Consider the following 24,022-nt stretch of genomic DNA (forward strand, 5'->3'; position numbering starts at 1 on the left):
ATGGAGTTGAATGATCATTAATAGTAAAGTTGAACTTGAAAATTTATCAATTTCTTATAAGGAACAAGGCAAAGGGAAGCCAATCGTTTTAATTCATGGTTTTATGGGAAGTCATGAATATTGGGAAAAAGTAGTTCCAAAGCTATCTGAAGACTATCGCGTGATCGCAATTGATTTACCAGGACATGGAGACTCTACAGCTATAAAAGAAGAGCATTCAATAGAAGATTATGCAGATGTGTTGAAAGATTTACTTGATCAACTAAACATTAAGCAAATAACATTGTTTGGCCACTCATTAGGAGGCTATATTACACTTGCATTTGCTCAAAGATATTCAAATTACTTAAATGGATTTTCATTAATCCACTCTACTGCTTATCCGGATAGTGAAGAAGCAAAAAAAGGTAGAGTAGCAACTAGTGAAAAAGTAAAAAATGAAGGAGTGAAAAACGTAGTGGACGGATTAATTCCTAAACTTTTCTCTCCAAAAAATATTCAAGTCAATAGTGCAGAAATAGATTTGGCAAAGCAAATTGGGTATAAAACTTCAGTCGATGGCACGGTCAATGCCTTAATAAGCATGAAAAATAGACCCGACCGAAATTATGTCCTTAACGATACAAGTTTACCTGTACTTTTACTTGCAGGTAAAGACGATCAGATTATACCAACTGAAAAGACTTTTTCGGTAAAAAAAGATAATATTAAAACTGCTACTTTAAACAGTGCAGGACATATGAGCATGTATGAGTCACCTGAAGAATTAGTTAATGAAATGAAGGATTTTTTAAGTTCGTTTTAAGTACGGAAAAATTAAAGTAAAAGAAAAATGATTAAAAAGACCTTCTAAAAGAAACCTTTTTAAAAGGAAATGAAAAAGATCTTAGTCAAAAGATCTTTTTTTTTTTTGCACAAGCAATTTCTAAATATCATGGTAATTTATAGTGAGATACTGTTAAGATTAATTATATATAAATTAGCTATATGAAAACTTAATCCCCTATAAAATTAGAGTAATTGGTAGGTGTAATAATGTATCGTATTGGTCTTGTTGGCCCAGAGTGGTCTTTGGAGCGAATATTAAGTTTTACTAAAGAATATGAACATGAATTGGAATTTTTTCCATTTTCATATGATGAACCTGTTGAAACAAAAGAAATTGTAAAAAAACATGACCGAGATGTAGATGTCTGGCTTTTTTCGGGGCAATTGCCATACAATATTGCAAAAAAAATCCTACATTCAAAAGAAAAATTATTATATATTCCTCATACAGAATCTTCGGCTTATAAAAGTTTGTTAAATATCATGTATAGTACTGGTGGGTTAATTAATCAATTAAGCATCGATATGCCAACGTATTCTAATTTGTTAGAAGATGCTTTAGAGCAATTAAATGAGTCATTTGATCAGTTTTATATCAAACAGTTTGAAGAAGAACAGATTGATTTAGAGGAATTATTACAATTTCATATTGAGTTATGGGATTCCGATAAAACAGAAGGTGCATTGACTAATTTTCCATTCATTTATCAGGAATTAAAAAAGCGCGATATTCCAGTCGAATGGATCTCTACTAGTAGTGTTGATATTAAGCATACATTAAGACTCCTAACAGAGAAAGTGAAAGCTCTTTATTTTAAAGACTCTCAAATTGGAGTAGAGTTAATTGAAATTGAAAATTTTGAGAGCATTATACAGAAATCAAAATCACCTTATCATTTACAGCATATCGAACTTCGAATGAAAGATGTACTTTTAACACTTTGCGAACAATTAAATGGCTCACTGATTGAAAAGGGATATGGTAAATATTTGATTTATAGTTCTAGAGGTGCAATTGAACGAGAGATTCATCTGCTAGAAAATACGCTCGAGCAGTTATCGTTAGAATCGGATGCTAAAATTTCTGTAGGTATTGGTTTTGGTGAGACTGTTTATTCTGCAGAGAAAAATGCAATTGAATCAATTCAGCAGTCAAAAGAGATGCATGAACGAAAAATAATAATTGTACAAGAGAATGGCGAAATTATTGAGTCACTTGGTCGTGAAGAAGAGATGACTTATGCATACCGTACAAATGACCAAGAGCTATTGCAAAAGCTTAAATTAGGAAATATTAGTGTAAAGACATATCATAAAATCGAGAACTTAATTAAAAGAATGGCATGGAAGGATTTTACGACAAAAAATCTAGCTGAACAGCTTAAAATGACAGAACGGAATGCTAGACGTATTGTAGCAGATTTATGTGAAGTCGAATTATTAGAATGTATAGGTGAGGAATCTTTATCTTACCGTGGGAGACCCAGTAAAATATATCGTTTTAAATAAGCATTCCAAATTTGGAGTGTTTATTTTTTTTGTGAGCATTAAATATTATTAATATTTTGAATTTTTAACAAAAAGTTATTGAAGAAACCGTTTTCAGATAATAAAATCGATATATAAGGAAAAAGACCGAAAATATTCCTTAAATAAATTTGAATTAATCTCGGAGGTGTAGTGATGATGTATGATGTTTTTTCTGAATTAAAATTAGATGATGTAGTTAGTTCGATTAATGATGAAGTGATTGGGTGGAGAAGATATTTACATGAAAATCCAGAGTTATCATTTCAAGAAGAAAATACTGCTCAATTTGTGTACGATCAACTAAATTCATTTGGAGGCTTAGAAATCTCTAGACCAACAAAGACTAGTGTTGTTGCTAGATTAATAGGGATTCATCCAGGAAAAGTACTTGCAATTCGAGCAGATATGGATGCACTCCCAATACAAGAAGAAACTAAAATTGAATTTAGTTCTAAAAAGGATGGCATAATGCATGCATGTGGTCATGATGGGCATACTGCAATGCTTTTAGGAGCTGCGAAACTACTTTGTAGCTTTAAAAATCAATTAAAAGGTGAGGTTCGTTTTATTTTCCAACATGCTGAAGAATTACCACCTGGTGGTGCAATTGAAATGGTAAATGCAGGTGTACTTGATGGAGTTGATCTGATTATTGGGGCACATTTAGTGAGTAATATGGAAACTGGAAAAATTGGATTAAATTATGGGCCCATTATGGCAGGTGCAGATCAATTTAAAATTACAATAATCGGTGAAGGTGGACACGCTTCACAGCCGAATCAAGTAATTGATCCAATTCTGATTGGAACCCAAGTTGTCACAAATATACAGCATATTGTGTCAAGAAAACTCGATCCAATCGATACAGCTGTCATCTCAGTAACACAATTTAATGGCGGGACAGCAATAAATGTTATCCCTAACAGTGTTAAAATTGGTGGATCAGTTCGGAGCTTCAAACCTGAAGTTCGCAATCAGATACCAATGTTAATCGAGCAAATAGTAAAAGGTATTACAGATGCTCATGGTGCAAAGTATGAGATTGAATACCATCTCGGATACTCACCGGTCATAAATGATAATGAAATAACTAGCTTAATCGATAAAACCGTCTGTGAAATAGTTGGAGAAGAAAATCGTGAATTAATTAAACCAATGATGGGAAGTGAAGATTTTTCAGCATTCCTTAATGAAGTTCCTGGGACTTATTTTTTTGTAGGTGCAAGAAATGAGGAGGAAGGAATAGTGTATCCGCATCATCATCCAAAATTTAATATTGATGAGAGGGCTTTAAAAGATGGAATAAAGATATTTGTTCAAGGAGCTATTAACATATTAAATAATTAAAAATTAAGGAGAGTAGAGGATGAAAAAAATCTATTTACTTGGTTTTATTCCGATTATTGGTTTTGTAATAGGTGCGTTGTTTTCGAATAAAGTTACTCCTTACGTACTTGGTATGCCATTTTTCCATTTCTCAATCGTACTATGGTCATTACTAACCACAGTATGTTTAACTTTAATTTATTTTTTTGATCCTGCGAATAAAGAGGAGGAAATATAATATGAATACTGGAACATTGTTTATATTCTTATTTTTCGCTGTTTCCATCATTATTGGTATATGGTCAAAAAAAGGTAAAGAAATGAACTTAGAACAATGGTCTGTTGGTGGCCGGGGAATGGGAACGCTTTTCATCTTTTTATTATCAGCTGGCGAAATGTATACAACCTTTACCTTTTTAGGTGCAAGTGGCTCAGCATACGGTGAAGGTGGTTCCATATTTAGTATCGTATCTTACGGGTGTATTGCATCAATTATATCTTATTGGGCTTTTCCTGAGATTTGGAAATACTCTAAAAAACATAAACTAATTTCTCAGTCAGATTTTATGGCGAAGAAATACGGTAGTCCGATTCTTGGAGTACTTGTTGCTATAGTTGGAATCGTGGCTTTATTTTGCTACTTAGTATTACAACTTAAAGGCCTAGGCTATATCGTTGAGATTACATCTTATGGAGTTATTTCTTCAAAAATGGCTATTTTATTTGGCGCACTCGGGGTTACTATATTCGTCATGCTATCAGGAATTCATGGTTCAGCATGGACTTCTGTTTTAAAGGATATTTTAATTCTTGCTATCATTTTATTTTTAGGTATTTATTTTCCAGTTCATTTTTATGGCGGTATTAAGCCGATGTATCAGGCTATTGAACAAGCAAAGCCAAACTTTACAATCCTACCAGAACATGGGATGAATTTAACTTGGTATATTTCTACTATTATATTAAGTGGGATTGGGATGTATATGTGGCCTCATTCATTTCCACCTATTTTTGCAGCAAAAAATGCAAAGGTTTTAAGAAAAAACGCAATCATAATGCCTTTGTATCAGTTAATTTTATTATTTGCTTTTTTCGTGGGATTTGCAGCAATCTTACAAATTAAAGGGTTGCAAGGAAGTGATAGTGACAAAATATTATTACTTCTTTCGAAAAAGACTTTTGATCCATGGTTCGTCGGTTTAATAGGTGGAACAGGGGTATTAGCTGCATTAGTACCTGCTTCTTTGATTCTAATGGTAATATCCACATTATTTGTTAAAAATATATACCAAGTAATTGTCCCTACTAAATCAGTAGTACATATTACAAAACTAATAAAATTAATTGTTCCTTTTATTACTTTAATTGGATTATATTTTACTTTTAAAGGTGGTAGTTCTTTATTTAGTATTGCAATTGTGGCGTATAATTTTATAACGCAGCTTGCTCCGCCATTTTTCTTAAGTTTAATGAATAAGAACTTTGTAACAAAGCAGGGCGCTATAACTGGAATTATATTTGGTGGTGTTATTGTTTCAATTTTTGATTTAGGTGAAAAGACTTTTGCTCAAGCTTTTCCTCACCTTCCACAAGTAGTGAAAGACTTAAATGTAGGGATTATTGCACTAATTATTAATGCGCTAGTAATGGTTACTGTTAGTCTTATTACAAGAAATAGTATGTCATCGAATAAGCGAATTGATAAATTAGTTGAGCAATAAGACGTATATAGGAAGAAAAACGTCGGTTCTATTGATCCGACGTTTTCTATTATTCTATAAAGTTGATTATTGAATTTCTAAATCCTTCAAAATGTCATCTTAAGTTTTACCTTTGATTTTCTTTTTAGCTTTTAGAACGACTAATAGAATACCCCCTAAGAAATTTGTACAAGAAAATTAGAAAGCATAATAAAAAATGAACTTTGTTGATTTGAAACGTTTACTAAATTTTAAATAAATAAGGTTATTTTTCACTATATTATACGCTTGTTTAAAAAATTGGTAATAAATAGCATAATTTTTCTACATTTAACAAATTTTAAATAATAATAAATAAATTAATTAGGTGATTGATATGCGATTGGGATATCCAAAGAGAAGTAAACAATCAAAGGAAGTTAAAGCTCCAGTTGTTTTATCATCCGAGTTACAAAAAAATTTAAAAAATATAAATAGTGAATTGCAATATTGTGCTGATTTAATCGTTAGAGAGTTTGAGGTTGGAGAAACCAAAAAAAGAAAAATGGCTTTAATTCATTTGCAAGGTATTTCTAATGGTGACACGATTAGTCAATTTATCGTTGAACCAATTCTTAATAGATGGAAAAACACGAATTTAGACTGTTTAAGTGATCTTAATTTTTTCAATGAAATGAAAGAAAATACGTTTGATGTTCCACAAGTTAAAATTGAAAATGAATGGAATAACATAATGGTGGCGGTGTTAAATGGTGACACAGCGATTTTTATTGATAATCAGCTTAAAGTATTGCTAATTGATACAAAAAGTGGGCAATTCCGTTCAGTCTCAGAATCGACTGCGCAAACAATTATTCGTGGTCCAAAAGATAGTTTTACTGAATCAATCGCAACGAATATGTCGCTACTTCGTTATCGACTTCGAAGTGCTCAATTTAAAATGGAAATGATTAAAGTTGGTGATGTTACGAATACGAGTGTAGTCATTTCTTATATTGATGACAAGGTTGATCAAGATATTTTGCATACTTTAAAAGAAAGATTAAAAAACTCCAAAGTTAATGGTGTTTTAGAATCAATAAATATTGAATATTTAATTGAATCAAAACCCTTTAGTCCATTTCCAACTGTCTTGGACAGTGAAAGACCTGATGTAGTTGCTGCAAATTTATTAGAAGGAAAAATTGGAATTATTGTAGATGGTAGTCCAATGGGGTTAGTACTTCCAGCTACTTTACCAATGTTCTTCCAATCTCCTGATGATTATAATCAACGATATATAGTTGGAACCTTTCTACGATTTTTAAGATTTACAGCTTTTTTTACATCATTATTAGTTTCGGCATTGTATCTTGCGCTAATTACACACCATCGTTCGATGATCCCAACACCATTATTAGTTAGTCTTGCAGCGCAAAGAGAAAGTGTACCATTTCCTGCGATCGTTGAGTTATTACTAATGGAATTCGCTTTTGAAATTATTAGGGAAGCTAGTATTCGTAGCCCAAGAGTACTTGCATCAACCGTAGCAATTGTTGGCGCACTAGTAATAGGTCAAGCTGTTGTACAAGCGGGAATTATATCTACTGCAATGATTATCTTTGTCTCGATAACTGGTATTTCAAGTTTTACTCTTCCTTATTACAGTGTTGCTGCATCTGCACGATTACTCAGATATTTATTTATTTTAAGTGCAGGAGTTGCTGGATTGTATGGAATCGCATTAATGTTTTTATTTTGGCTAGTTCATTTAAATACAATCGATTCATTTGGAGTGCCATACTTAATGCCAATATCTCCATTATCAATTAGAGATAATGAAGATAATTTTATCCGTTTACCTTGGAAAAATTTGAAGACTTCAAGTAAAGATTTTGTTCCAGATTCAACTCGGTCAAAAAAACAACAAAAAACTAAAAACGGTGAAGATAATGAAACGAAATCTTAAAATAAAGTTGTTAATGTCATTTGTATTGTTACTAACAGGATGTAGTAATTATATGGAGTTAAATAAAATTTCATTTATTACAGGATTAGGTGTCGATTGGACTGACGATTCTAATTTTAAGGTTACATTACAAGTTATTAATCCAACTGAATTAGCTACCGGACAAAATGGTGGTGGCAATTCTTCACCGGTGATTCTTTATACAAGTAAAGGGAAAACACTATCAGAAGCAATTCGAGAAGCAGGAAAAAAAATTACGAAGAACAAAGATTTTACGCATGTTGGCCTAACGGTAATAGGGGAGAACGCAGCAAAGCACGGTATAGAAGAAATAGTGGACGCTATTATTCGAGAACCAAGGGTCTCTGCTTTTATGTCTGTTCTTGTAGCTAAAAATTCAACGGCTGAACAAATATTAAATACGATGACACCTATAAATAAAGTTTCTTCAGCAGAAATGGTTTCAAAATTACAGAATGTTAATTTTTCATTAGGAGAAAGTGTAAATCCTAATGTATTTGAATTAGGAGAAGATCTTACCTATTCAGGGAAAGAGATTGCGATTAGTGGAGTTGAAATTGTTAACGAGAATAAAGAAAAAAATACGTTAACAAATTTACAAACGATGGAGCCAGCCCAAACTAAAATTGATGATTTAGCTCTGTTTCGAAATAATAAACTAGCTGGTTGGATCTCCGGACGCGATGTAAGAGGCATCTTAATGGTTTTGGATAAAATTAAACAAACTAATTTTGCAGTGCCATGTGGAAATAATAAATATAGTTCACTTCGTCTACATGCTCAAAAAATAAAAACGAATGTAAAGGTTAAGGGGAATATTCCAATTATTCATATTGATAATACTCTGCTTACATTACTTGATGAAACTGGTTGTTCGGTAAATATTGAAAGTGTTCAAGATTTAATGAAGATTGAAAAACAAGCTGCTAAAGTAGTCAAACAACAGATTGAGCATAGTATTAAATCAGCTCAAAACTATAAAAGTGATGTCTTTGGTTTCGGAGATATGATTCATACAAATGATCCTAAAAAATGGAAACAACTTAAAAACCATTGGGCAGAAGATTTCGCAAAAGCAAAAGTAAATGTGAAAACTACTGTCATTATTAAACGCAGTGGCTTATTAGGGGACCCTGTTATTATGAAGAAGAAATAAGGTGATGCAATGCAGAATATGAAATTTAATTCAGAGCAATTATTTAGTTTATTAGCAATTTACTTAATAGGAAGTGCTGTAGCTGTTGACCCTGCAAAGGATGCTGGAAGAGATGCTTGGTTATCAATCTTGATCAGTCTTTTTTGTGGATTAATCTTATTAAGCTTATATTTAGGGATATATAAAAATAACCCTTCTAATTCACTAATTAAGTGTTTACAAACAGCTTGGGGAAAATACATCGGCAACTTCATTGGGGTGTTATATGTTGTTTATTGTATATATATTGCATCGAGAGTGATGAGAGATTTTGCAGAGCTTATTTTAACGGTTGCATTAGATAATACAGGATTATTTACAATTTCCATGTTAATGATGTTTCTCTTAATTTATACTGTGATGCATGGCTTTACAAGCTTTGCAAGGACTGTTTGGGTTTGTTTTTTATTAAGTGGTATTATGGTTTTTATACTCATTTTCTCACAATTATTAACTGGATTTTTAAATTTTTCCCATTTAAAACCTTTCCTTGAATATGGATGGAAACCAGTTTTAAAATCAGTATTTCCAACTACTATTACTTTTCCATTTGGAGAATCAATCGTATTTTTATTATTGCTGCAACATTATGAACAACCAAAAAATGTACATAAAATGAGCTATTTAGCAATGATTTATGCGGGTCTCTTTCTAATCATATCGACAATCATACATATTGCAAATTTAGGTGAAATTATTTTTAAAGCTTCAACTTACCCAGTCCTTTCTAGTGTATCATTAATTAACATTGGAGACTTTTTTACTAGATTAGAATCACTAGCGGTAATTGTATTTGTAATTTTAGGCTTTATTAAAATATCAATTTTATTTTTTGGGGCAGTTGTAGGGACGATGGAAATATTTCGTTTAAAAGAAAACTGGTTAATAACTTTTTTAATCGGAATTATTATTATCTGTTTTAGTATTTTCACTACTGTCTCATATGCACAGCATGTTCACATAGGACTTGATTTAGTCCCTAAATATCTTCATGTGCCATTTCAAATTATTTTGCCATTCATTTTATTCGTGACTTTAAAGATTCAAAAAAAGTTATCTCTTTCTTAGTTTCACTAACATTGTTAAACCAAAATAGAGAATGAAATAAACAAATAAAATTTTATCAAGAGTCATAAAACCAACTTTATTATAAGAAATCGCTAAAATTAAATAATGCAAATCAAATCCTTGCAATAATGTAAGCCCGTAAAATAACAAGAAACAAAAAAATGATAACAAAACAAAAATCAATATTTCTTTCAACCATAACACTCCTTTTTATGAGTATTATTAGAAATTCGAGGTGGTTTTACTCTTATAATTTAAGTGTCATTATGAATAATAAAGTTGTCAATTAAGAAAGTAATCTCTTGTTGTTTTCCACTACAGGATGCCCCATGGAAAGCGAGCGCACTGAAGTGGAAATCAACCCCGTACATCCCCCTTTACGATAATTGGGTATACATGACAATATTACTTTTTATTTGTACACGTGTAATAAGTGCTTAAAAAGCATCAATTATAATCATCAATTATTATTTCAAAAAGCATTTAAACACTTAAGAAAATATTGAATTTTTGTTGTAATTTATTAGGAATTTAAAAGTAAACTGTAATAGAAAGTAACTAATTAAAGATTTAGTAAAGAATGTAAGACTTTATTAGTAGAAAATAATTTACTTCCTAATTTATTTAGTAGATTAGCCGTCTCTAAACATGTACATATTCATAGATTAACAATGGATAAGTATTATTTGGGAGGTATCTTTTTTGGACGCTTTTTTTAGTGATTTAGTAAAAAAAGTAATTGCAAATTACCCTATAGAAGTAAAACATAAATCTTTAGAATACATGGATGAAAAAAAAGCTGAATGGCCCATTGATACAAATATCGGTGAAGTATTATTGAAGAAAGTTTTAATTGAAGAAAGATATTTTGAATTTATGATCTATGCAATCGATTACCTAAGAGATAATGGCGTATTTACACCAGAGGTATTAACAACCAAATTAGGTGACGGTTTTGTAAAAATAAAAGATGAATATTTTATGTTATTTGAAGCTGTTAATGGGAGGAGACCAAATTTTGAAAGTGAAGAAGATCTTATTCTGCTGATGAATGGGATTGCTTCTTTTCATAAAGCTTCAATCGGCATAGAATTAACAAATGAGCAAGTTTCATCCATTCAATCATATTGGAAAAATGATTTACAAACTAAATTTTTAACATTAACAAAATGGAAAGAAGAACGAGCTAAAATAAAGCATCAAAATGAAATCGATAAGCTGTTTTTAAAAAATATAAATTCGGTTTTAATACAATGTGAAAAAGCTTTAGCAATAATTGATAAATATATTGCTGAAGTAGTAGAAGAGACCTCGAAAACATTATGCTATCAGAATTTTGATGTAAACGATCTCGTAATTGGAGAAGACGGGAATTTATATTTCTTAAATATGAGTTCGTTAAAAATCGAATTGCCGATTCATGATATGAGAAGAATTTTAAATATTGTAATGAAAAAAGAAAAAAATTGGAATCCAAAATTAATGAAGAAAATAATCATCGCATATCATGAAAACAATCCGTTAGCATGTTTGCAGTACCAGTTTCTAAAAGCTGATTTATTATTTCCTCATTTATTTTATGACATATTTTCGGCACATTTCGAAAATATAGAAATGACAGGTGTTGATTCTAGTCTAGTTTCAAAAATGAAAAAAATCATTACATTGGAAATAAGTAAGGATAGAGTAATTTCAACTGTCTTCTTACAGACAAATGAAGCACCTTATGGCGATAACCTAAAAAGATAAAGCTCAAATCCTTAATTTATGGATTCGAGCTTTATCTTTTACACATTAAGAAATTATAAATTGGCAGCGGAGAAGGAAACTCGACGTAGTTGCCAATTTTAGGAACTAAGTATAAGTGCAACTACGCCTCTGTCTTCGCATAAAGGCTTGCCAATCGTAGAGTTTTCTTTATTTATTTTTTTTCTTACCAATCATTCCATAGTCTCTGATCGTAATATGAACATCGTAGTTTATTTTAGCTTTACTAAATCGTTCATCCCAATTCTTACTCATTTTTTTCCACTTTTTTGGATATTGAATTCTTACTTCGTTTCCAAATCCAGCAACATCTGTTTTATATTCATTTTGAAGTTTATTTGTTACATTTTCTACTATTTTTGTAACTTCCTGTTCAGTTGCTTTTTCAATGCCTAAAACAACTTTCTCATCAAATAAAGGTCTTAATTTAGGATTCCAATATTCTGAGATTCTGCCTTCTGACTCAATTCTTACATCAAAAGTAATTCTGTCACCTTTTATATGAGGTGTCACCTTACTTTTCATCGATTCAATTTGAAACCAAGTCGGACCATTCGATTTTTTTGTATAAGCCTTAACTGCGCCGCCTTTCCCCCCGGCAGTAATCCAATTAATCCCTTCTACTTCTTGTGTATTTAAGGTACCAATCATTTTATTTTTCTTACCATTAAAAATTGCACCACCTGAAAATTTAACACCTTTATCTGTAGGTTCTAATAATTGTAGGAGAAAGCTAGAACCAGAGTTCATTAATCCACCTATTCTAATTAACGGTGTTTTACTGACAATTTCTGAAGTTGATGCTTCATTAGCAATTTCAACAATTCGTAATGAAGGGATGATATTTTGTTCTTTTGTTTCTAACGCTTGGTTGGCATTGCCTCTTGCTATAAAAATTAACGTACTCCCACGAATATCAATATCGCGAAAATATAAATCAGTAAGCTCACGTAGGTTTATTTCTCTAGCAAGTTCTTCACTAATGACAACACATTTTTGATGCGCTCCAAAAATGTATCCTTCCCTACTTAAAGTTGTTTCCCATCCAGAAGGTTCTAACGAAATGCCTTCTCCGATTACATTTATATAAGGTTTTGTAGGAACTCCTCCACCTGATTTTGTAGTCATTGCCTCAGGGACGGCATATTGTAGGGTGGATTTTATTTTTCCATCATCATCTTTGTCTAAAGAAGATCCGACTATAATATTTAAGTCCTCGATTGTTTTGCTACTCCAGCACCCTGATAATAAAATTAAGAAACTTATATTGAAAATTGAAATGATAAAAATTCTACATTTTCTCATTTAATTTTTTCCTCACAAAAGAAATTACGAGTAAGAGAAGAGGGACGATACCAAATAAATAAAAAGCAGCATTGCCGATTGTATCACCCAGTACAAAAGTTTGATTTATATCTTTAGGAATCATTGCAATAATGTAAATAAATGGTAATGTACCAAAGAGAAACGGTTTAATACTTTTTTTATTAAAAATTTGAGCCATTCCAAGGCTACAAATATAAAATGCAATGATAAATGTACCAAAAATTTGCATAATCCAAATAACTAAAAGTAATGAGTCAAATCTTTCTACAAATAGACCTTGTATATCGTAACTACGAATATAAGTAAGTACTGGCCAAGTTTGCAATAAAACACCGTCTACTGAGAAAGCACCTACTACTGCAACAACCGTAATCGTATAAAAAATAAATGGAATACCTATTCCGAACATAATTGTTCTAGATATTTTCGTTTTATCCTTCATAAACATATAAATAAATAAAATTACTTCAAAACCTGAAAAAGAAAGTGAAGTTGTTTTGAGTCCATTAAGAACAGGCTTAATGCCATTACCTAATACAGGACGTAAGTTATCAATTTCAATAATTCCGATTCCTAAAAAAATAACTAATAGAAAGAAAAATACAGTGATTGGAAAAATAATTTCCAAAATTCTAGCGATTGGGTTAATTCCACCTAGAACTAAATATAAACCAACCCACAAAAATGGAATTAGAATAGCCCAATTAGGAGTACCTTGAAGTAAGAACAATCTAGTCGTTTCTGCCATTACCCGAACCTCTAAAGCTGAAAGACAAATATAATAGATGATGATAAGGATACTTAATGAAATACCTAGCCATTTACCAATTATCTTTTGAGTGAATTGAAAATATGTTTCGTTTGGATATTGTTTACACAGCATAACTAATAAAAAGGCTAAAAGGGTAATAAGTAAGCCGGATATGATAACGGAAATCCAACCGTCTGGAGTTTTTACTTTGTCAGTAACACTTCTTGGTAAAATTAAAATACCTGCACCAAAAATAAAATTTACGATGAGCATTACAGTTTGATTCGTCGATATCTGATCAATAGGTTTTGAAATCATAATCTAGTACTCCTCCTTTCTTATGCTATTTCATCCTTCTAGTTCTCTTAGCTTGAATGCTTTTTGGACGATTTTTCATCATAAATAGTGGAGCTCTTACGACGAAATCTTTCCAATCACTAAATCGAACTGGACCAACGGGACTAAGGTAAGGGACACCAAAGCTTTTGAGTTGAACTAAATGACTACATACTAATAGGAAAAATAATATGACTCCATATAAACCAAAAACACTCGCAAAAAGCATGGATAAAAAACGTAGCAAACGAAGGGCAATTCCTACATTATATTGTGGTAATGTAAATGAGGAGATTGCCGTTACTGCAACGACAATAACCATAATTGTACTGACAATACCTGCTTCAACTGCGGCTTGACCAATAATTAATCCTCCTACAATTCCTAAAGATTGCCCAATCGGTTTTGGTAAACGAAGTCCGGCTTCCCTTAATACTTCGATCGAGATTTCCATTATTAGTGCTTCAATTAACGGAGGAAATGGCACTCCACCTCTAGTGGCTGCTATATGAAATACTAATTTTGTCGGAATTAAGCCTTGATGAAACGAAATAAATGCAATGTATAAAGATGGAGCAAACAATGCAATAAAACAAGCTAAATATCGTAATAATCGAACTAAAGTTGCTGCAAACCATCTTTCATAATAGTCCTCAGGAGATTGTATTAACATCTGAAAAGTTACAGGAGCAATTAGCACAAATGGTGAACCATCTAATATAATGGCAACCCGCCCTTCCATTAATGCACTCATAACTCGATCAGGTCGTTCGGTACTTTGAATCTGAGGAAAAGGGCTTAAATAATCATCTTCTATTAATTGTTCGATATAACCAGAATCGGGAACGCTATCAATTTCAATTCGTTTAATTCTCTTTTTTACTTCTTCAATAATTTTTGAATCCGCAATCGTTGAGATGTATGCTATCACTAATTGTTTCTTTGAAACTTCTCCGACTTCATAGCCTAACATTGTTAAATCTGGATTTTTTCCAGAGCGTCTTAACATGGCTGTATTATCAGCTAAATTTTCAACAAAGCCAAGTCTTGGACCACGAACAAGTGCCTCAGAATCAGGTTCTTTTACTTCTCTAGTTTTCGTTAATGCTTCTCCTATCAAAAAACATTCAGAAATACCATCTATTAACAAAGCAATTGAACCAAATAGAACATCTGATTTTAATTTTTTATAAGTACTGACCTCTTCAATTGTACAAACAGTGAGAGATTGCTCTTTAATAAATCTTTTCATGTCTTTTAGATTTAGAGATTGCCCATTATTTCTTTGATTGATGGCAATGTCAGTAAGTCCCGTCATTAATTCGCCCAGAATATGCACTTGAATTAAGTCGGCATTAGATAAGCCATCAATAAAAATGATTGCTAGTTGAATATCTGTTTCACCTAATAGAAATTCTCTAAATTTAACATCAGAATTTTGTCCAATATCATTAAAAATCCGAGACAGGTTTACTTGGAGTTCATCGGACAAATTCTCATCATTATTTTGAGCTTCATTATTTAGAGAGTCCTCATTTTCCTGATTAATTTTGGATCTCCACCGCTTCATTTAAATCACTCTTTCTCCATATAATGAACCCATTTGAAAAATTTTGATAAACCTACAGGAACGATAAAGGTAACAAAAGCTTGAATGAAAATGGGATACTCAGGTATTAATGAAATAATCTTTTTCAACATTTAATCATCCTCAGGTAAAATTTTAATAAATGATAAAGGTATTATTTCCCATTATAGGAAAAGCATGCAGAAGGGGATAAAACAGCTTTTAAATAATTAATTAATTTTAATTAAATAATTGAATATTTCCTATTTTAAAAAAACTGCAAAATAGTATAATAAACCTATTAGAATATGTGTGATAATACCTAGTTGTCCATTTTTTTATCTAGACAAAAGGTTGGAAACGAAAAATTGAAATAAATTATTACCAAGTATGAGAGGAAAGCCGATGAATCAGATACTTCTATATGATTTTCTTACATTAATGAATGACAAAAATTGGAATAAAGCTGATTTGGCTAAATATTCTGGAATCCATATTAGTGATATTAGTAGAGTATTTAATAATAAAAAACCATTATCTTTGCATTATTTAGATGCAATTACAGAAGCGTTCGGTTTGGCAGAAGGACATTTTTACTCGAGCTATACACAATTATGCTTTAATCAGAATCGATATTTAGATAAACGAAGAAGTGTAGCGTTTATTTATAAATGTGCTATAAAGGGATTTAAAAAAGAGTTAAACTTTATCATTTCTGAAATGTTAGAGGAAAAATCTAAGACAATACGGACGAAAAATTTACAAAATTTATTTGAGATTGCTGAAAAGTTATTTTCTGAAGGGAAGGAGAAAGAGGCATTACCTTTGTATGAAATCATTATTCATGACATGCCAGATCAAACAGCAGAAGAAGTCGCTATTAGTTATTTTAGAAAGTACTATTTAAATAGGTTAACAGAGGAAGGACCAGCTACTCTTGTCCATGTACTAGAATACGTGAGCTATATGCCGGATGATTTTCAGGAATTAACAATCTTATGGATTACGGCTACTTACTATATGTTAAAACAATGGGACAAGGTCCTCCATTATTCAAAACGATTAGAAAAAATGGCAAAGAATCAAAAACATTTTGGATATGCATTAGTATACCAAGGCTTCGCTTTAAATAGGTTAAGTAGTTCAATAGATGAAGTGCTTGAAATAATAAAGAAATATAAAAAGATTAATGATTTTTTTGAAGAGGCTGCGATCGGTAATCGTTATGTTACATTCCTTGATTTTGGTGAGTTACATTATGTTGATGAATACTATGATTGGATAAAAGATCGAGATGATTTATATGTAGGTATTCCGAGAATTATAGAATCCTATGTAAAATTAGGTAGATTAGAAGATGCTTTAGTTTTAATCAATCAAAATGAAAAAGTAATTAATGAAATGGCATATAGTACAAACTTGTATAAACAACAATTGTATTTGGATTTCTGTTACGCACAATCACTTTTAAAATGTGAAAATAAGCAATATATTGAAGGACTAAATGATTTAATAAAGGTAGCTAGAAAAGTTAAAAATGTAGGTATAATTGAAAAATTTAAACAATGCTTATTATCAATTTGGCACTATAGAGAACATTTAACAGATCAATTAAATGAAGATTATATTCAAATGTTAAGTGAGGATCGGAACCAGTCGAATAATTTATATGCAGTGAGCCCTTAAACTGGGCTTCTTTTTTGTCATTAAACAGCAATAGCTGAAAATTATTTTTAGATTAGACAAATAAACCACAAGGAATATTAATCCTTGTGGTTATTTTCATTTGTAACTTTATTTACATAAGTTATTAGTCGATCTTTTTATACTCCTTAAACCATTTAACGAATTTAGCAATACCGTCCTCAATCGAAGTAGTTGGACTATACTGAATGTCATTTACGAGTTGATCAATATCGGCATATGTTTCAAGTACTTCTCCTGTAACCATCGGCAATAATCGGATATTTGCCTTTATGCCAAGTTCCTTTTCTATAACTTCAATAAAATAGTTTAATTTCACTGGGCTATTGTTACCAATATTATAAAGTTTATAAAACGAGGAAGATTCATTTGGTGGTCCATTTTTAATGATTCTTACAATTGATTCAACTACATCATCAATATAAGTAAAATCTCGTTTCATATTTCCATAATTATAAACATCTATTGGTTGTCCGTTAGTAATTGAATTAGCAAATTTATATAATGCCATATCTGGTCTACCCCATGGTCCATAGACCGTAAAAAAACGCAATCCAGTAGTAGGTAGATTAAACGTATGACTATATGAATATGCCATTAATTCATTTGATTTTTTTGTGGCTGCATATAAACTAATTGGTTGGTCAACTCGATCATTAATTGAAGAGGGAGTTTTTTTATTATTTCCATAAACAGAACTAGAAGAGGCATATATGAGGTGTTTAATTTGATGATTTTTACAACTCTCTAATATATTGGCAAAACCTACAAGGTTTGATTGGATATATGACCCTGGATTTTCTAAACTATATCTCACTCCAGCCTGTGCTGCTAGATTAATGACTAGATCGAAATTATATTGTGCGAATAGCTCTTCTAATAGTTCCATTTCATGAATTGAGCCATTTATGAAACTAAAATGCTCGTATTTCTTTAAAAGTTCCAATCTATCATATTTTAGACGTCTGTCATAGTAATCATTAATATTATCAATTCCAATGATCTGAAAACCTTGATCTAATAGGCGCTTGCTTAGATGAAATCCAATAAATCCGGCACATCCGGTAATAAAGATGCGCATAGTATTAGCTTTTTTAATGTTAAAAACCTCCTTATCTAACAAGAGTTGGAATATCATATGTTGGAGAAAACGACAAAGTTCGAATACATTTATAAATATGTATATAACTAGTTTAGGGAAAATACTTTTTTAATAGAATACACATATACCCTCACAATACTTGGACAAAATCATATTATTACATTAGGTCTTAATACACTTAGAGCAATAAGAGTAGATAAGCAATGATTTATTACATTTCATGAAAAAGAAATGTGAATTTTTTTATGGGCTCTAAAAAGTAGGAGGGAGAAATTGAATAATATAATAATTGAGCCATGGATTGTCGATGAGCTTATTCATGATGAATTCTATGTGCCCGAATATATTGAAAAAATTGGGCTTGAAGTACTTAAATTTTATGACCTTCAAGTAAATAGTATGCAAGTAATTACAACAAAAGCTGACAAAGGCGGAGCGATTTGGAAAATTGAAACAAACGATGGTCCAAAAAGTTTTAAGCTTTTACACAGAAGACCTACTAGAAGTATGTTTAGTTTAGGGGCTCAGAAGTATTTAGTTGAGGTTCAACAGGCTAGAGTTCCAAGCATTGTTCGAACTAGAGATGGCGAAGAATATGTAGAAGCTGGTGGAAAGCTATGGTTCGTTGCAGAATGGATTGAAGAGTTGGCTCCAGTTTCTAAAGACTTAGAAGGTGCTAAGCAGTTATGTTATGCGCTTGGTGAGTTTCATCGTTTAAGTAAAGGCTATGTACCACCGATTCAAGCAGAAATTGCTTCAAGACTGCACAAATGGCCTAAAAGTTATGAAAAGGTATATAACAAAATGAATTGGTTTAGAACAATTGCCTTGGCTTATGATGAAATGCCAGCTAGTCAGGATTTATTAAATGTAGTAGATCTATTTCAAGAACAAGCAAGAAAGAGTATGGAAGACCTAAACAATTCGGGTTACTTTAATATGGTGAATGAAGGAAATGCAAGTTGGGGCCTAGTTCACCAAGATTACGGCTGGTCAAATGGTCAAATGGGACCAAATGGAATGTGGGTTATTGATTTAGACGGAGTTGCATATGATTTGCCAATTCGTGATCTTAGAAAACTGATATCTGGTACAATGTCCGATTTATTCGCTTGGGATGCTACATGGGTAAGGGAAATGATTAACGCATATCACGAAGCAAATCCAATTTCTAAAGAATTATATGAAGTATTAATGATTGATTTTACAATGCCAAATGAATTTTATAAAAACATTAAAGAAGTACTTTATGAACCAGAATTATTTTTAGGTGAACCGACTAAACAATTAATTCAATCAATCGTTGACTTAGAGCAGTCAAAGTGGGCAACATTGAATGAGGTTCGCAACGACTGGAGTGGAAAAGAATGAAAATATTAATGGTATGTACAGAAAACCTACCAGTACCTCCAGTTTTAGGTGGTGCGATTCAGACTTATATTGCAGGAAGTTTACCTTATTTAAGTAAAGTACACGATATAACAGTATTAGGTGTTAATGACCCATCATTACCAGATGAAGAAACAATCGACGGTGTACATTATGTACGTGTGCCTGGGAAAGTATTAGAACTGTATCGTGAAGGTGTAGTTGAATATATTAAAGGAAATCAATTTGATTTAATCCACATTTTTAACAGACCACGACTTGTCCTTCCGATTAGAAAAGTAGCACCAAATTCAAAAATCACTTTAAGTATGCATAATGATATGTTTAATATTGGAAAAATAGCTGTTGATGAAGCGAATTTAGTATTAGAAGAAGTTTCAAGTATCGTTACAGTAAGTGATTATGTAGGAAATGTAATTCGTGAACTTTATCCTCAAAGTGCAAATAAAATCAGAACGATCTACTCAGGTGTTGATTCTGACCGTTTCTTACCTGGTAATGATCCTAAAATGATTAGTACAAGAGACACACTTAGAAAAGAATTTGGTTTAGAAAATAAAACGGTTATTTTATTTGCAGGAAGACTTTCAGAAAACAAAGGTGTAGACCGTCTAATAAGAGCATTGCCAACACTTTCAAAAACCTTCAAGGATTTAGCTTTAGTCATCGTAGGAAGCAATTGGTTTAGTCAAAATAATGTTACAGACTATGTAGCATATATTCGTGCAATCGCCAAAAAGCAAGATGTGCCGATTATTACAACAGGGTTTGTATCACCTTTTGAAATTCACAACTGGTTTGCAGTAGCAGATTTATTTGTATGTACTTCATTATGGCAAGAGCCTCTTGCAAGGGTTCACTATGAAGCGATGGCAGCTGGACTTCCAATTGTAACAACTGCTCGAGGTGGTAATCCTGAAGTCATTATACCAGGTGAGAATGGATTAATCGTAGAAAATCCAGTGGATCCAGATGAATTCGCTACCAAAATCACAGAAATATTATCAAACAAAACGCTTATGAAGAATATGGGAATAAAAGGTAGAGAACTTGCAGTTACTAAGTATTTATGGAGTCGTGTAGCAAATGAAATTCTATCTACATGGAGCCAAACTGAATATGCTTCATCTATTTCACCAGAACTATTAGAACAATATGAGCCTCAAAAATTATTTAAAACTGCAGTACAAAATTCACAGTTGAATGTAGCTAATAATAGTGTATCTGAAGTAAACGAACAATCGACGACAGAAATTATTGAAGTAAACGAACAACCGACGACAGAAATCATTGAAGTAATCGAACCAACTGTAGAAATAAAACCAACTACTGAATCAATAGTAGAAGTACCAAAACCAGTAACTCAGTCCGAAATCAATTCTATTGGAGAAATGCTAGAAATCTTAGTAGAGAAAGCAAAATCAGTTCCTAAAGAAAATGTAGTCACAAAAGTAACGGAAGAATTTTCAGTTAATACGAATCCAAGAGTATTAAGACGAATTAGAAGAGTAACTGATCAGGTCGTAAATAATGCAAGCTCATATTCAAACCTAAACGAAAGACCATATGCAAATGAAGTAAGTAGAGTAGAAAATAGGGCTAACAATCTATCTAATAATGTTAAATCAGAACCATTTAGATTAAAGAAAATTCCTAGCGTAACTGAAGTGCATAGAAACAGATATCGATAAAAAATCATATTTTTGAGGAATATGTCTAAATAAAAAGAGGCCGTCTCATCAGTTTAAATACTTTTGAGATAGCCTTTTTTAGTTTGGAAATTATTTATTGATGAGGGGTTTCAGACGAGAGCGGTTTATACTACTAACACTTTGTAATAACACAGCTTAATGAAGGTTAAATTGGCTAAATTAACGCCAAAACGACGTAATGAATGTCTTAAGTGTGTCAATTCCATCAACGACAAAATTGGCCATATTACAGCTAAATATACATCATGGATTCAATCATACAAAACTAGTTCAAATAACACGGAAAGTCTTTCATATAGATTATTTTGGTGCATGAATACCTACAAATATTTCTTTTTAATAGAATGGTTTATTAGTGTTCTAAAATAAATAAATCTGTAGGCTAAAAAAGCTAGTTTTTAAGTCAGAAACTTTCTAAACATAATAGGTATATATGGTGACAAGTCCTCCGTTATTTACATATAAAGTAGAATGAACAAATGTTTGGAGGCAAGTTAAATGAAAATCCGCAAGGCTATAATTCCCGCTGCTGGTCTCGGGACTCGGTTTTTGCCGGCAACAAAAGCGTTGCCAAAAGAAATGTTACCTATAGTTGATAAACCAACTATTCAATATATCGTTGAAGAAGCCGTAGCTTCAGGAATTGAAGAAATTATTATTATTAGTGGTAGAGGTAAACGAGCAATTGAGGATCATTTTGATAAATCATATGAATTAGAAGAATCATTATCTCGAAAAAACAAGCTAACTGTTTTGGAAGAAATGCAGAAAATATCCAATATGGTGAAAATCTTCTATGTGCGTCAAAAGGAACCGAAAGGATTAGGCGATGCAATATTATGTGCTAAGAGTTTTATAGGAGATGAACCATTTGCTGTTTTGTTAGGAGATGACATAGTAATGTCTACAACACCTTGCTTACAGCAAATTATTAATGTTTACGAGAAATATAATGCCCCGGTTATTGCAGTTCAGAATGTTCCTGATGAAGAAGTAAGTAAATATGGCGTTATTAAACAAAAGGACAGTACTTACGATACAAATACAAATCTATTCCAAGTTGAGTGTCTAGTGGAAAAACCAAAATTGAAAGATGCCCCATCAAATTATGCAATTATGGGAAGATACATTCTTACTCCAGAGATTTTTGATGTTTTAGAAACAATTTCTGTGGGACAAGGCTGTGAATTACAATTAACAGATGCGATTAATGAATTAAATAAAAATCAATTTGTCTTAGCATATAATTTCGAAGGTAAACGATATGATATCGGAAATAAAATCGGATTTATAATGGCTACAATTGATTTTGCGATTAATAGAGAAGATATAAAAGATGAGGTAATTGAATTTTTAAATGAGGTCATATCTGAACATGCTCTAAATATGAAGAATCAGGAAGTGGATTGACTTGAAAATTTCGATATTAGGTACGGGCTATGTAGGTTTAACAACAGGAGTCTGTTTAGCAGAGATTGGTCACTCAGTAACTTGTATTGATATAAATGAACTTAAAATAAAAAATTTGTGTGCAGGTATTTCTCCTATTTATGAACCAGGAATTGAAGAGTTAATCACTAATAATATTAAGTTAGGAAAATTATCTTTCACAACCTCTTATGATAGAGGGTTAGAAGATGCTAAGGTTATTATCATTGCAGTAGGTACCCCTCAAAGAGAAGATGGGGCGGCAAATTTATCCTATCTTGAGGGAGCAGCGATTGATATCGCGAAAAATATTAAACAAGACGTAATTATTGCGATAAAAAGTACTGTTCCAGTTGGAACGAATGAAGTAGTAAAGGAAATTATTCAACAAAATTGCAGTAAAGATATTGTAATTGACGTTGTTTCCAATCCAGAGTTTCTAAGACAAGGCTCCGCAATTAAAGATACGATGGAAGCAGATCGAATCATTATCGGTAGCGATCATCAAGAGTCTGCTAGAATTGTTGAAGAACTGTATAAACCATTAAATGTACCAATCTTGATTACTAGTATTCGAAGTGCAGAAATGATTAAATACGCATCCAATGCATTTTTAGCTAGCAAAATCAGTTATATAAACGAAATTGCAAATCTTTGTGAAGCACTCGGTGCAAATGTAGAAGATGTAGCAAAAGGAATGGGCAAAGATAAACGAATCGGTGAAGCGTTTTTATATGCTGGAATAGGTTATGGTGGCTCTTGTTTCCCAAAGGATGTTAAAGCATTATTGCATACAGCTGAGTTAAATGGGATTGAATTTGGTTTTTTAAAGGAAACTATTTCGATTAATAATTTTCAACGTGAATTGCTCGTAAAAAAAGCTATTGAACGATTTGGTATATTAAAAGGGAAAAAGATTGCATGTCTAGGATTATCTTTTAAACCAGATACAGACGATATGAGAGAAGCACCTTCTATTAATATCATAAATTCTCTAACAGAATTAGGGGCAGAGGTCATTGCATATGACCCTGTTGCAATTGAAAACGCAAAAAAAATACTAGGTAGCAATTTAACGTTCGCTAGTTCAATAAATGAATGTGTAACGAATACAGATGCAATTTTTATTGTTACTGAGTGGAGAGAATTTAGAGAACTTGACTTGCCTAGCATTTTAACTAAAATGAAGAATCCAATTATTTTTGACGGAAGAAACTGTCTATTGGAAGACAGAATAAGAGATTGTGAGAAAATAGAATATTACCCAGTTGGTAAACCGTCCATCATTCGATAGCATAATAAAAATAAAAAAACGACTTTCAAA

18 protein-coding genes are annotated in these 24,022 nt (G+C 31.8%); 14 read left to right on the forward strand and 4 right to left on the reverse strand.

What is annotated here, in order from left to right:
• Nucleotides 1-10 precede the first annotated feature (10 nt).
• The 9 genes from AB1282_RS12730 (at nucleotide 11) to AB1282_RS12770 (ending at nucleotide 11,365) form a co-directional block, all read left to right on the forward strand.
• Nucleotides 11-805: an alpha/beta fold hydrolase gene (locus AB1282_RS12730; protein WP_429899234.1), complete on the forward strand. Its 795-nt coding sequence runs from the start codon at nucleotides 11-13 to the stop codon at nucleotides 803-805.
• A gap of 230 nt (nucleotides 806-1,035) precedes the next feature.
• Nucleotides 1,036-2,337, forward strand: a complete 1,302-nt coding sequence (locus AB1282_RS12735) for a hypothetical protein (protein ID WP_056473940.1) — start codon at nucleotides 1,036-1,038, stop codon at nucleotides 2,335-2,337.
• A 174-nt stretch (nucleotides 2,338-2,511) separates the two neighbouring features.
• The gene (locus AB1282_RS12740; RefSeq protein WP_429899236.1) at nucleotides 2,512-3,705 is read left to right on the forward strand and encodes a M20 family metallopeptidase; all 1,194 of its coding nucleotides are present in this window, start codon (nucleotides 2,512-2,514) and stop codon (nucleotides 3,703-3,705) included.
• Between the two features lie 19 nt (nucleotides 3,706-3,724).
• Complete coding sequence (locus tag AB1282_RS12745) at nucleotides 3,725-3,922, forward strand: DUF3311 domain-containing protein (RefSeq protein ID WP_429899237.1); 198 nt, start codon at nucleotides 3,725-3,727, stop codon at nucleotides 3,920-3,922.
• Between the two features lies 1 nt (nucleotide 3,923).
• A complete protein-coding gene (locus tag AB1282_RS12750; protein WP_429899238.1) occupies nucleotides 3,924-5,405 on the forward strand; it encodes a sodium:solute symporter family protein in 1,482 nt (493 codons plus the stop codon).
• A 355-nt stretch (nucleotides 5,406-5,760) separates the two neighbouring features.
• A complete protein-coding gene (locus AB1282_RS12755; RefSeq protein WP_429899240.1) occupies nucleotides 5,761-7,332 on the forward strand; it encodes a spore germination protein in 1,572 nt (523 codons plus the stop codon).
• Between the two features lie 52 nt (nucleotides 7,333-7,384).
• Nucleotides 7,385-8,509, forward strand: a complete 1,125-nt coding sequence (locus AB1282_RS12760; RefSeq protein ID WP_429899241.1) for a Ger(x)C family spore germination protein — start codon at nucleotides 7,385-7,387, stop codon at nucleotides 8,507-8,509.
• 9 nt (nucleotides 8,510-8,518) lie between these two features.
• The gene (locus AB1282_RS12765) at nucleotides 8,519-9,616 is read left to right on the forward strand and encodes a GerAB/ArcD/ProY family transporter (RefSeq protein WP_429899243.1); all 1,098 of its coding nucleotides are present in this window, start codon (nucleotides 8,519-8,521) and stop codon (nucleotides 9,614-9,616) included.
• A 702-nt stretch (nucleotides 9,617-10,318) separates the two neighbouring features.
• The gene (locus tag AB1282_RS12770; RefSeq protein WP_429899244.1) at nucleotides 10,319-11,365 is read left to right on the forward strand and encodes a CotS family spore coat protein; all 1,047 of its coding nucleotides are present in this window, start codon (nucleotides 10,319-10,321) and stop codon (nucleotides 11,363-11,365) included.
• A gap of 168 nt (nucleotides 11,366-11,533) precedes the next feature.
• On the opposite strand, the gene AB1282_RS12775 is transcribed toward AB1282_RS12770, so the two are convergent.
• Genes AB1282_RS12775 through AB1282_RS12785 form a run of 3 tightly spaced genes read right to left on the reverse strand, consistent with a single transcriptional unit; the run spans nucleotide 11,534 to nucleotide 15,366 of the window.
• Entirely contained in the window at nucleotides 11,534-12,688 is a 1,155-nt protein-coding gene (locus AB1282_RS12775) for a Ger(x)C family spore germination protein (RefSeq protein ID WP_429899246.1), read from the reverse strand.
• Nucleotides 12,675-13,778 (reverse strand): GerAB/ArcD/ProY family transporter, encoded by a 1,104-nt coding sequence (locus AB1282_RS12780; protein WP_429899247.1) that lies wholly within the window; start codon nucleotides 13,776-13,778, stop codon nucleotides 12,675-12,677. The genes AB1282_RS12775 and AB1282_RS12780 overlap by 14 nt, the downstream gene beginning before the upstream one ends.
• Nucleotides 13,779-13,803: 25 nt before the next feature.
• Entirely contained in the window at nucleotides 13,804-15,366 is a 1,563-nt protein-coding gene (locus tag AB1282_RS12785; protein ID WP_429899249.1) for a spore germination protein, read from the reverse strand.
• A 402-nt stretch (nucleotides 15,367-15,768) separates the two neighbouring features.
• Here AB1282_RS12785 and AB1282_RS12790 point away from each other — a divergent pair, with 402 nt between their 5' ends.
• Nucleotides 15,769-17,049: a helix-turn-helix domain-containing protein gene (locus AB1282_RS12790; RefSeq protein WP_056473958.1), complete on the forward strand. Its 1,281-nt coding sequence runs from the start codon at nucleotides 15,769-15,771 to the stop codon at nucleotides 17,047-17,049.
• Nucleotides 17,050-17,173: 124 nt separating this feature from the next.
• Here the strand turns inward: AB1282_RS12790 and AB1282_RS12795 are convergent, their stop codons facing one another.
• Nucleotides 17,174-18,148, reverse strand: coding sequence for an NAD-dependent epimerase (locus AB1282_RS12795; RefSeq protein ID WP_429899250.1), 975 nt, complete (start codon nucleotides 18,146-18,148; stop codon nucleotides 17,174-17,176).
• Nucleotides 18,149-18,442: 294 nt separating this feature from the next.
• On the opposite strand from AB1282_RS12795, the gene AB1282_RS12800 reads away from it, so the two are divergent.
• The 4 genes from AB1282_RS12800 to AB1282_RS12815 all read left to right on the forward strand — a co-directional run bounded on the left by AB1282_RS12800 (nucleotide 18,443) and on the right by AB1282_RS12815 (nucleotide 23,992).
• Nucleotides 18,443-19,540, forward strand: coding sequence for a CotS family spore coat protein (locus AB1282_RS12800; RefSeq protein ID WP_429899251.1), 1,098 nt, complete (start codon nucleotides 18,443-18,445; stop codon nucleotides 19,538-19,540).
• Nucleotides 19,537-21,249: a glycosyltransferase family 4 protein gene (locus AB1282_RS12805; RefSeq protein ID WP_429899253.1), complete on the forward strand. Its 1,713-nt coding sequence runs from the start codon at nucleotides 19,537-19,539 to the stop codon at nucleotides 21,247-21,249. The genes AB1282_RS12800 and AB1282_RS12805 overlap by 4 nt, the downstream gene beginning before the upstream one ends.
• Before the next feature lie 519 nt (nucleotides 21,250-21,768).
• Complete coding sequence (gene galU / locus AB1282_RS12810) at nucleotides 21,769-22,680, forward strand: UTP--glucose-1-phosphate uridylyltransferase GalU (protein WP_056473964.1); 912 nt, start codon at nucleotides 21,769-21,771, stop codon at nucleotides 22,678-22,680.
• Nucleotide 22,681: 1 nt separating this feature from the next.
• Nucleotides 22,682-23,992 carry a UDP-glucose dehydrogenase family protein gene (locus AB1282_RS12815; RefSeq protein WP_429899255.1) on the forward strand — a complete coding sequence of 437 codons (1,311 nt, stop codon included), beginning with the start codon at nucleotides 22,682-22,684 and terminating at the stop codon, nucleotides 23,990-23,992.
• The last annotated feature ends 30 nt before the right edge of the window (nucleotides 23,993-24,022 follow it).

It is taken from the genome of Gottfriedia sp. S16(2024) (genome assembly GCF_050473765.1).
In the GTDB taxonomy this organism is placed as follows: Bacteria; Bacillota; Bacilli; order Bacillales; family Bacillaceae_G; genus Gottfriedia.

Excerpts from the sequence above, each read along its gene's own strand:
- AB1282_RS12730 (WP_429899234.1), top strand. The coding sequence starts at position 11 with ATGATCATTAATAGTAAAGTTGAACTTGAAAATTTATCAATTTCTTAT.
- AB1282_RS12735 (WP_056473940.1), top strand. The coding sequence starts at position 1,036 with ATGTATCGTATTGGTCTTGTTGGCCCAGAGTGGTCTTTGGAGCGAATA.
- AB1282_RS12740 (WP_429899236.1), top strand. The coding sequence starts at position 2,512 with ATGATGTATGATGTTTTTTCTGAATTAAAATTAGATGATGTAGTTAGT.
- AB1282_RS12745 (WP_429899237.1), top strand. The coding sequence starts at position 3,725 with ATGAAAAAAATCTATTTACTTGGTTTTATTCCGATTATTGGTTTTGTA.
- AB1282_RS12750 (WP_429899238.1), top strand. The coding sequence starts at position 3,924 with ATGAATACTGGAACATTGTTTATATTCTTATTTTTCGCTGTTTCCATC.
- AB1282_RS12755 (WP_429899240.1), top strand. The coding sequence starts at position 5,761 with ATGCGATTGGGATATCCAAAGAGAAGTAAACAATCAAAGGAAGTTAAA.
- AB1282_RS12760 (WP_429899241.1), top strand. The coding sequence starts at position 7,385 with ATGGAGTTAAATAAAATTTCATTTATTACAGGATTAGGTGTCGATTGG.
- AB1282_RS12765 (WP_429899243.1), top strand. The coding sequence starts at position 8,519 with ATGCAGAATATGAAATTTAATTCAGAGCAATTATTTAGTTTATTAGCA.
- AB1282_RS12775 (WP_429899246.1), bottom strand. The coding sequence starts at position 12,688 with ATGAGAAAATGTAGAATTTTTATCATTTCAATTTTCAATATAAGTTTC.
- AB1282_RS12780 (WP_429899247.1), bottom strand. The coding sequence starts at position 13,778 with ATGATTTCAAAACCTATTGATCAGATATCGACGAATCAAACTGTAATG.
- AB1282_RS12785 (WP_429899249.1), bottom strand. The coding sequence starts at position 15,366 with ATGAAGCGGTGGAGATCCAAAATTAATCAGGAAAATGAGGACTCTCTA.
- AB1282_RS12790 (WP_056473958.1), top strand. The coding sequence starts at position 15,769 with ATGAATCAGATACTTCTATATGATTTTCTTACATTAATGAATGACAAA.
- AB1282_RS12795 (WP_429899250.1), bottom strand. The coding sequence starts at position 18,148 with ATGCGCATCTTTATTACCGGATGTGCCGGATTTATTGGATTTCATCTA.
- AB1282_RS12805 (WP_429899253.1), top strand. The coding sequence starts at position 19,537 with ATGAAAATATTAATGGTATGTACAGAAAACCTACCAGTACCTCCAGTT.
- galU (WP_056473964.1), top strand. The coding sequence starts at position 21,769 with ATGAAAATCCGCAAGGCTATAATTCCCGCTGCTGGTCTCGGGACTCGG.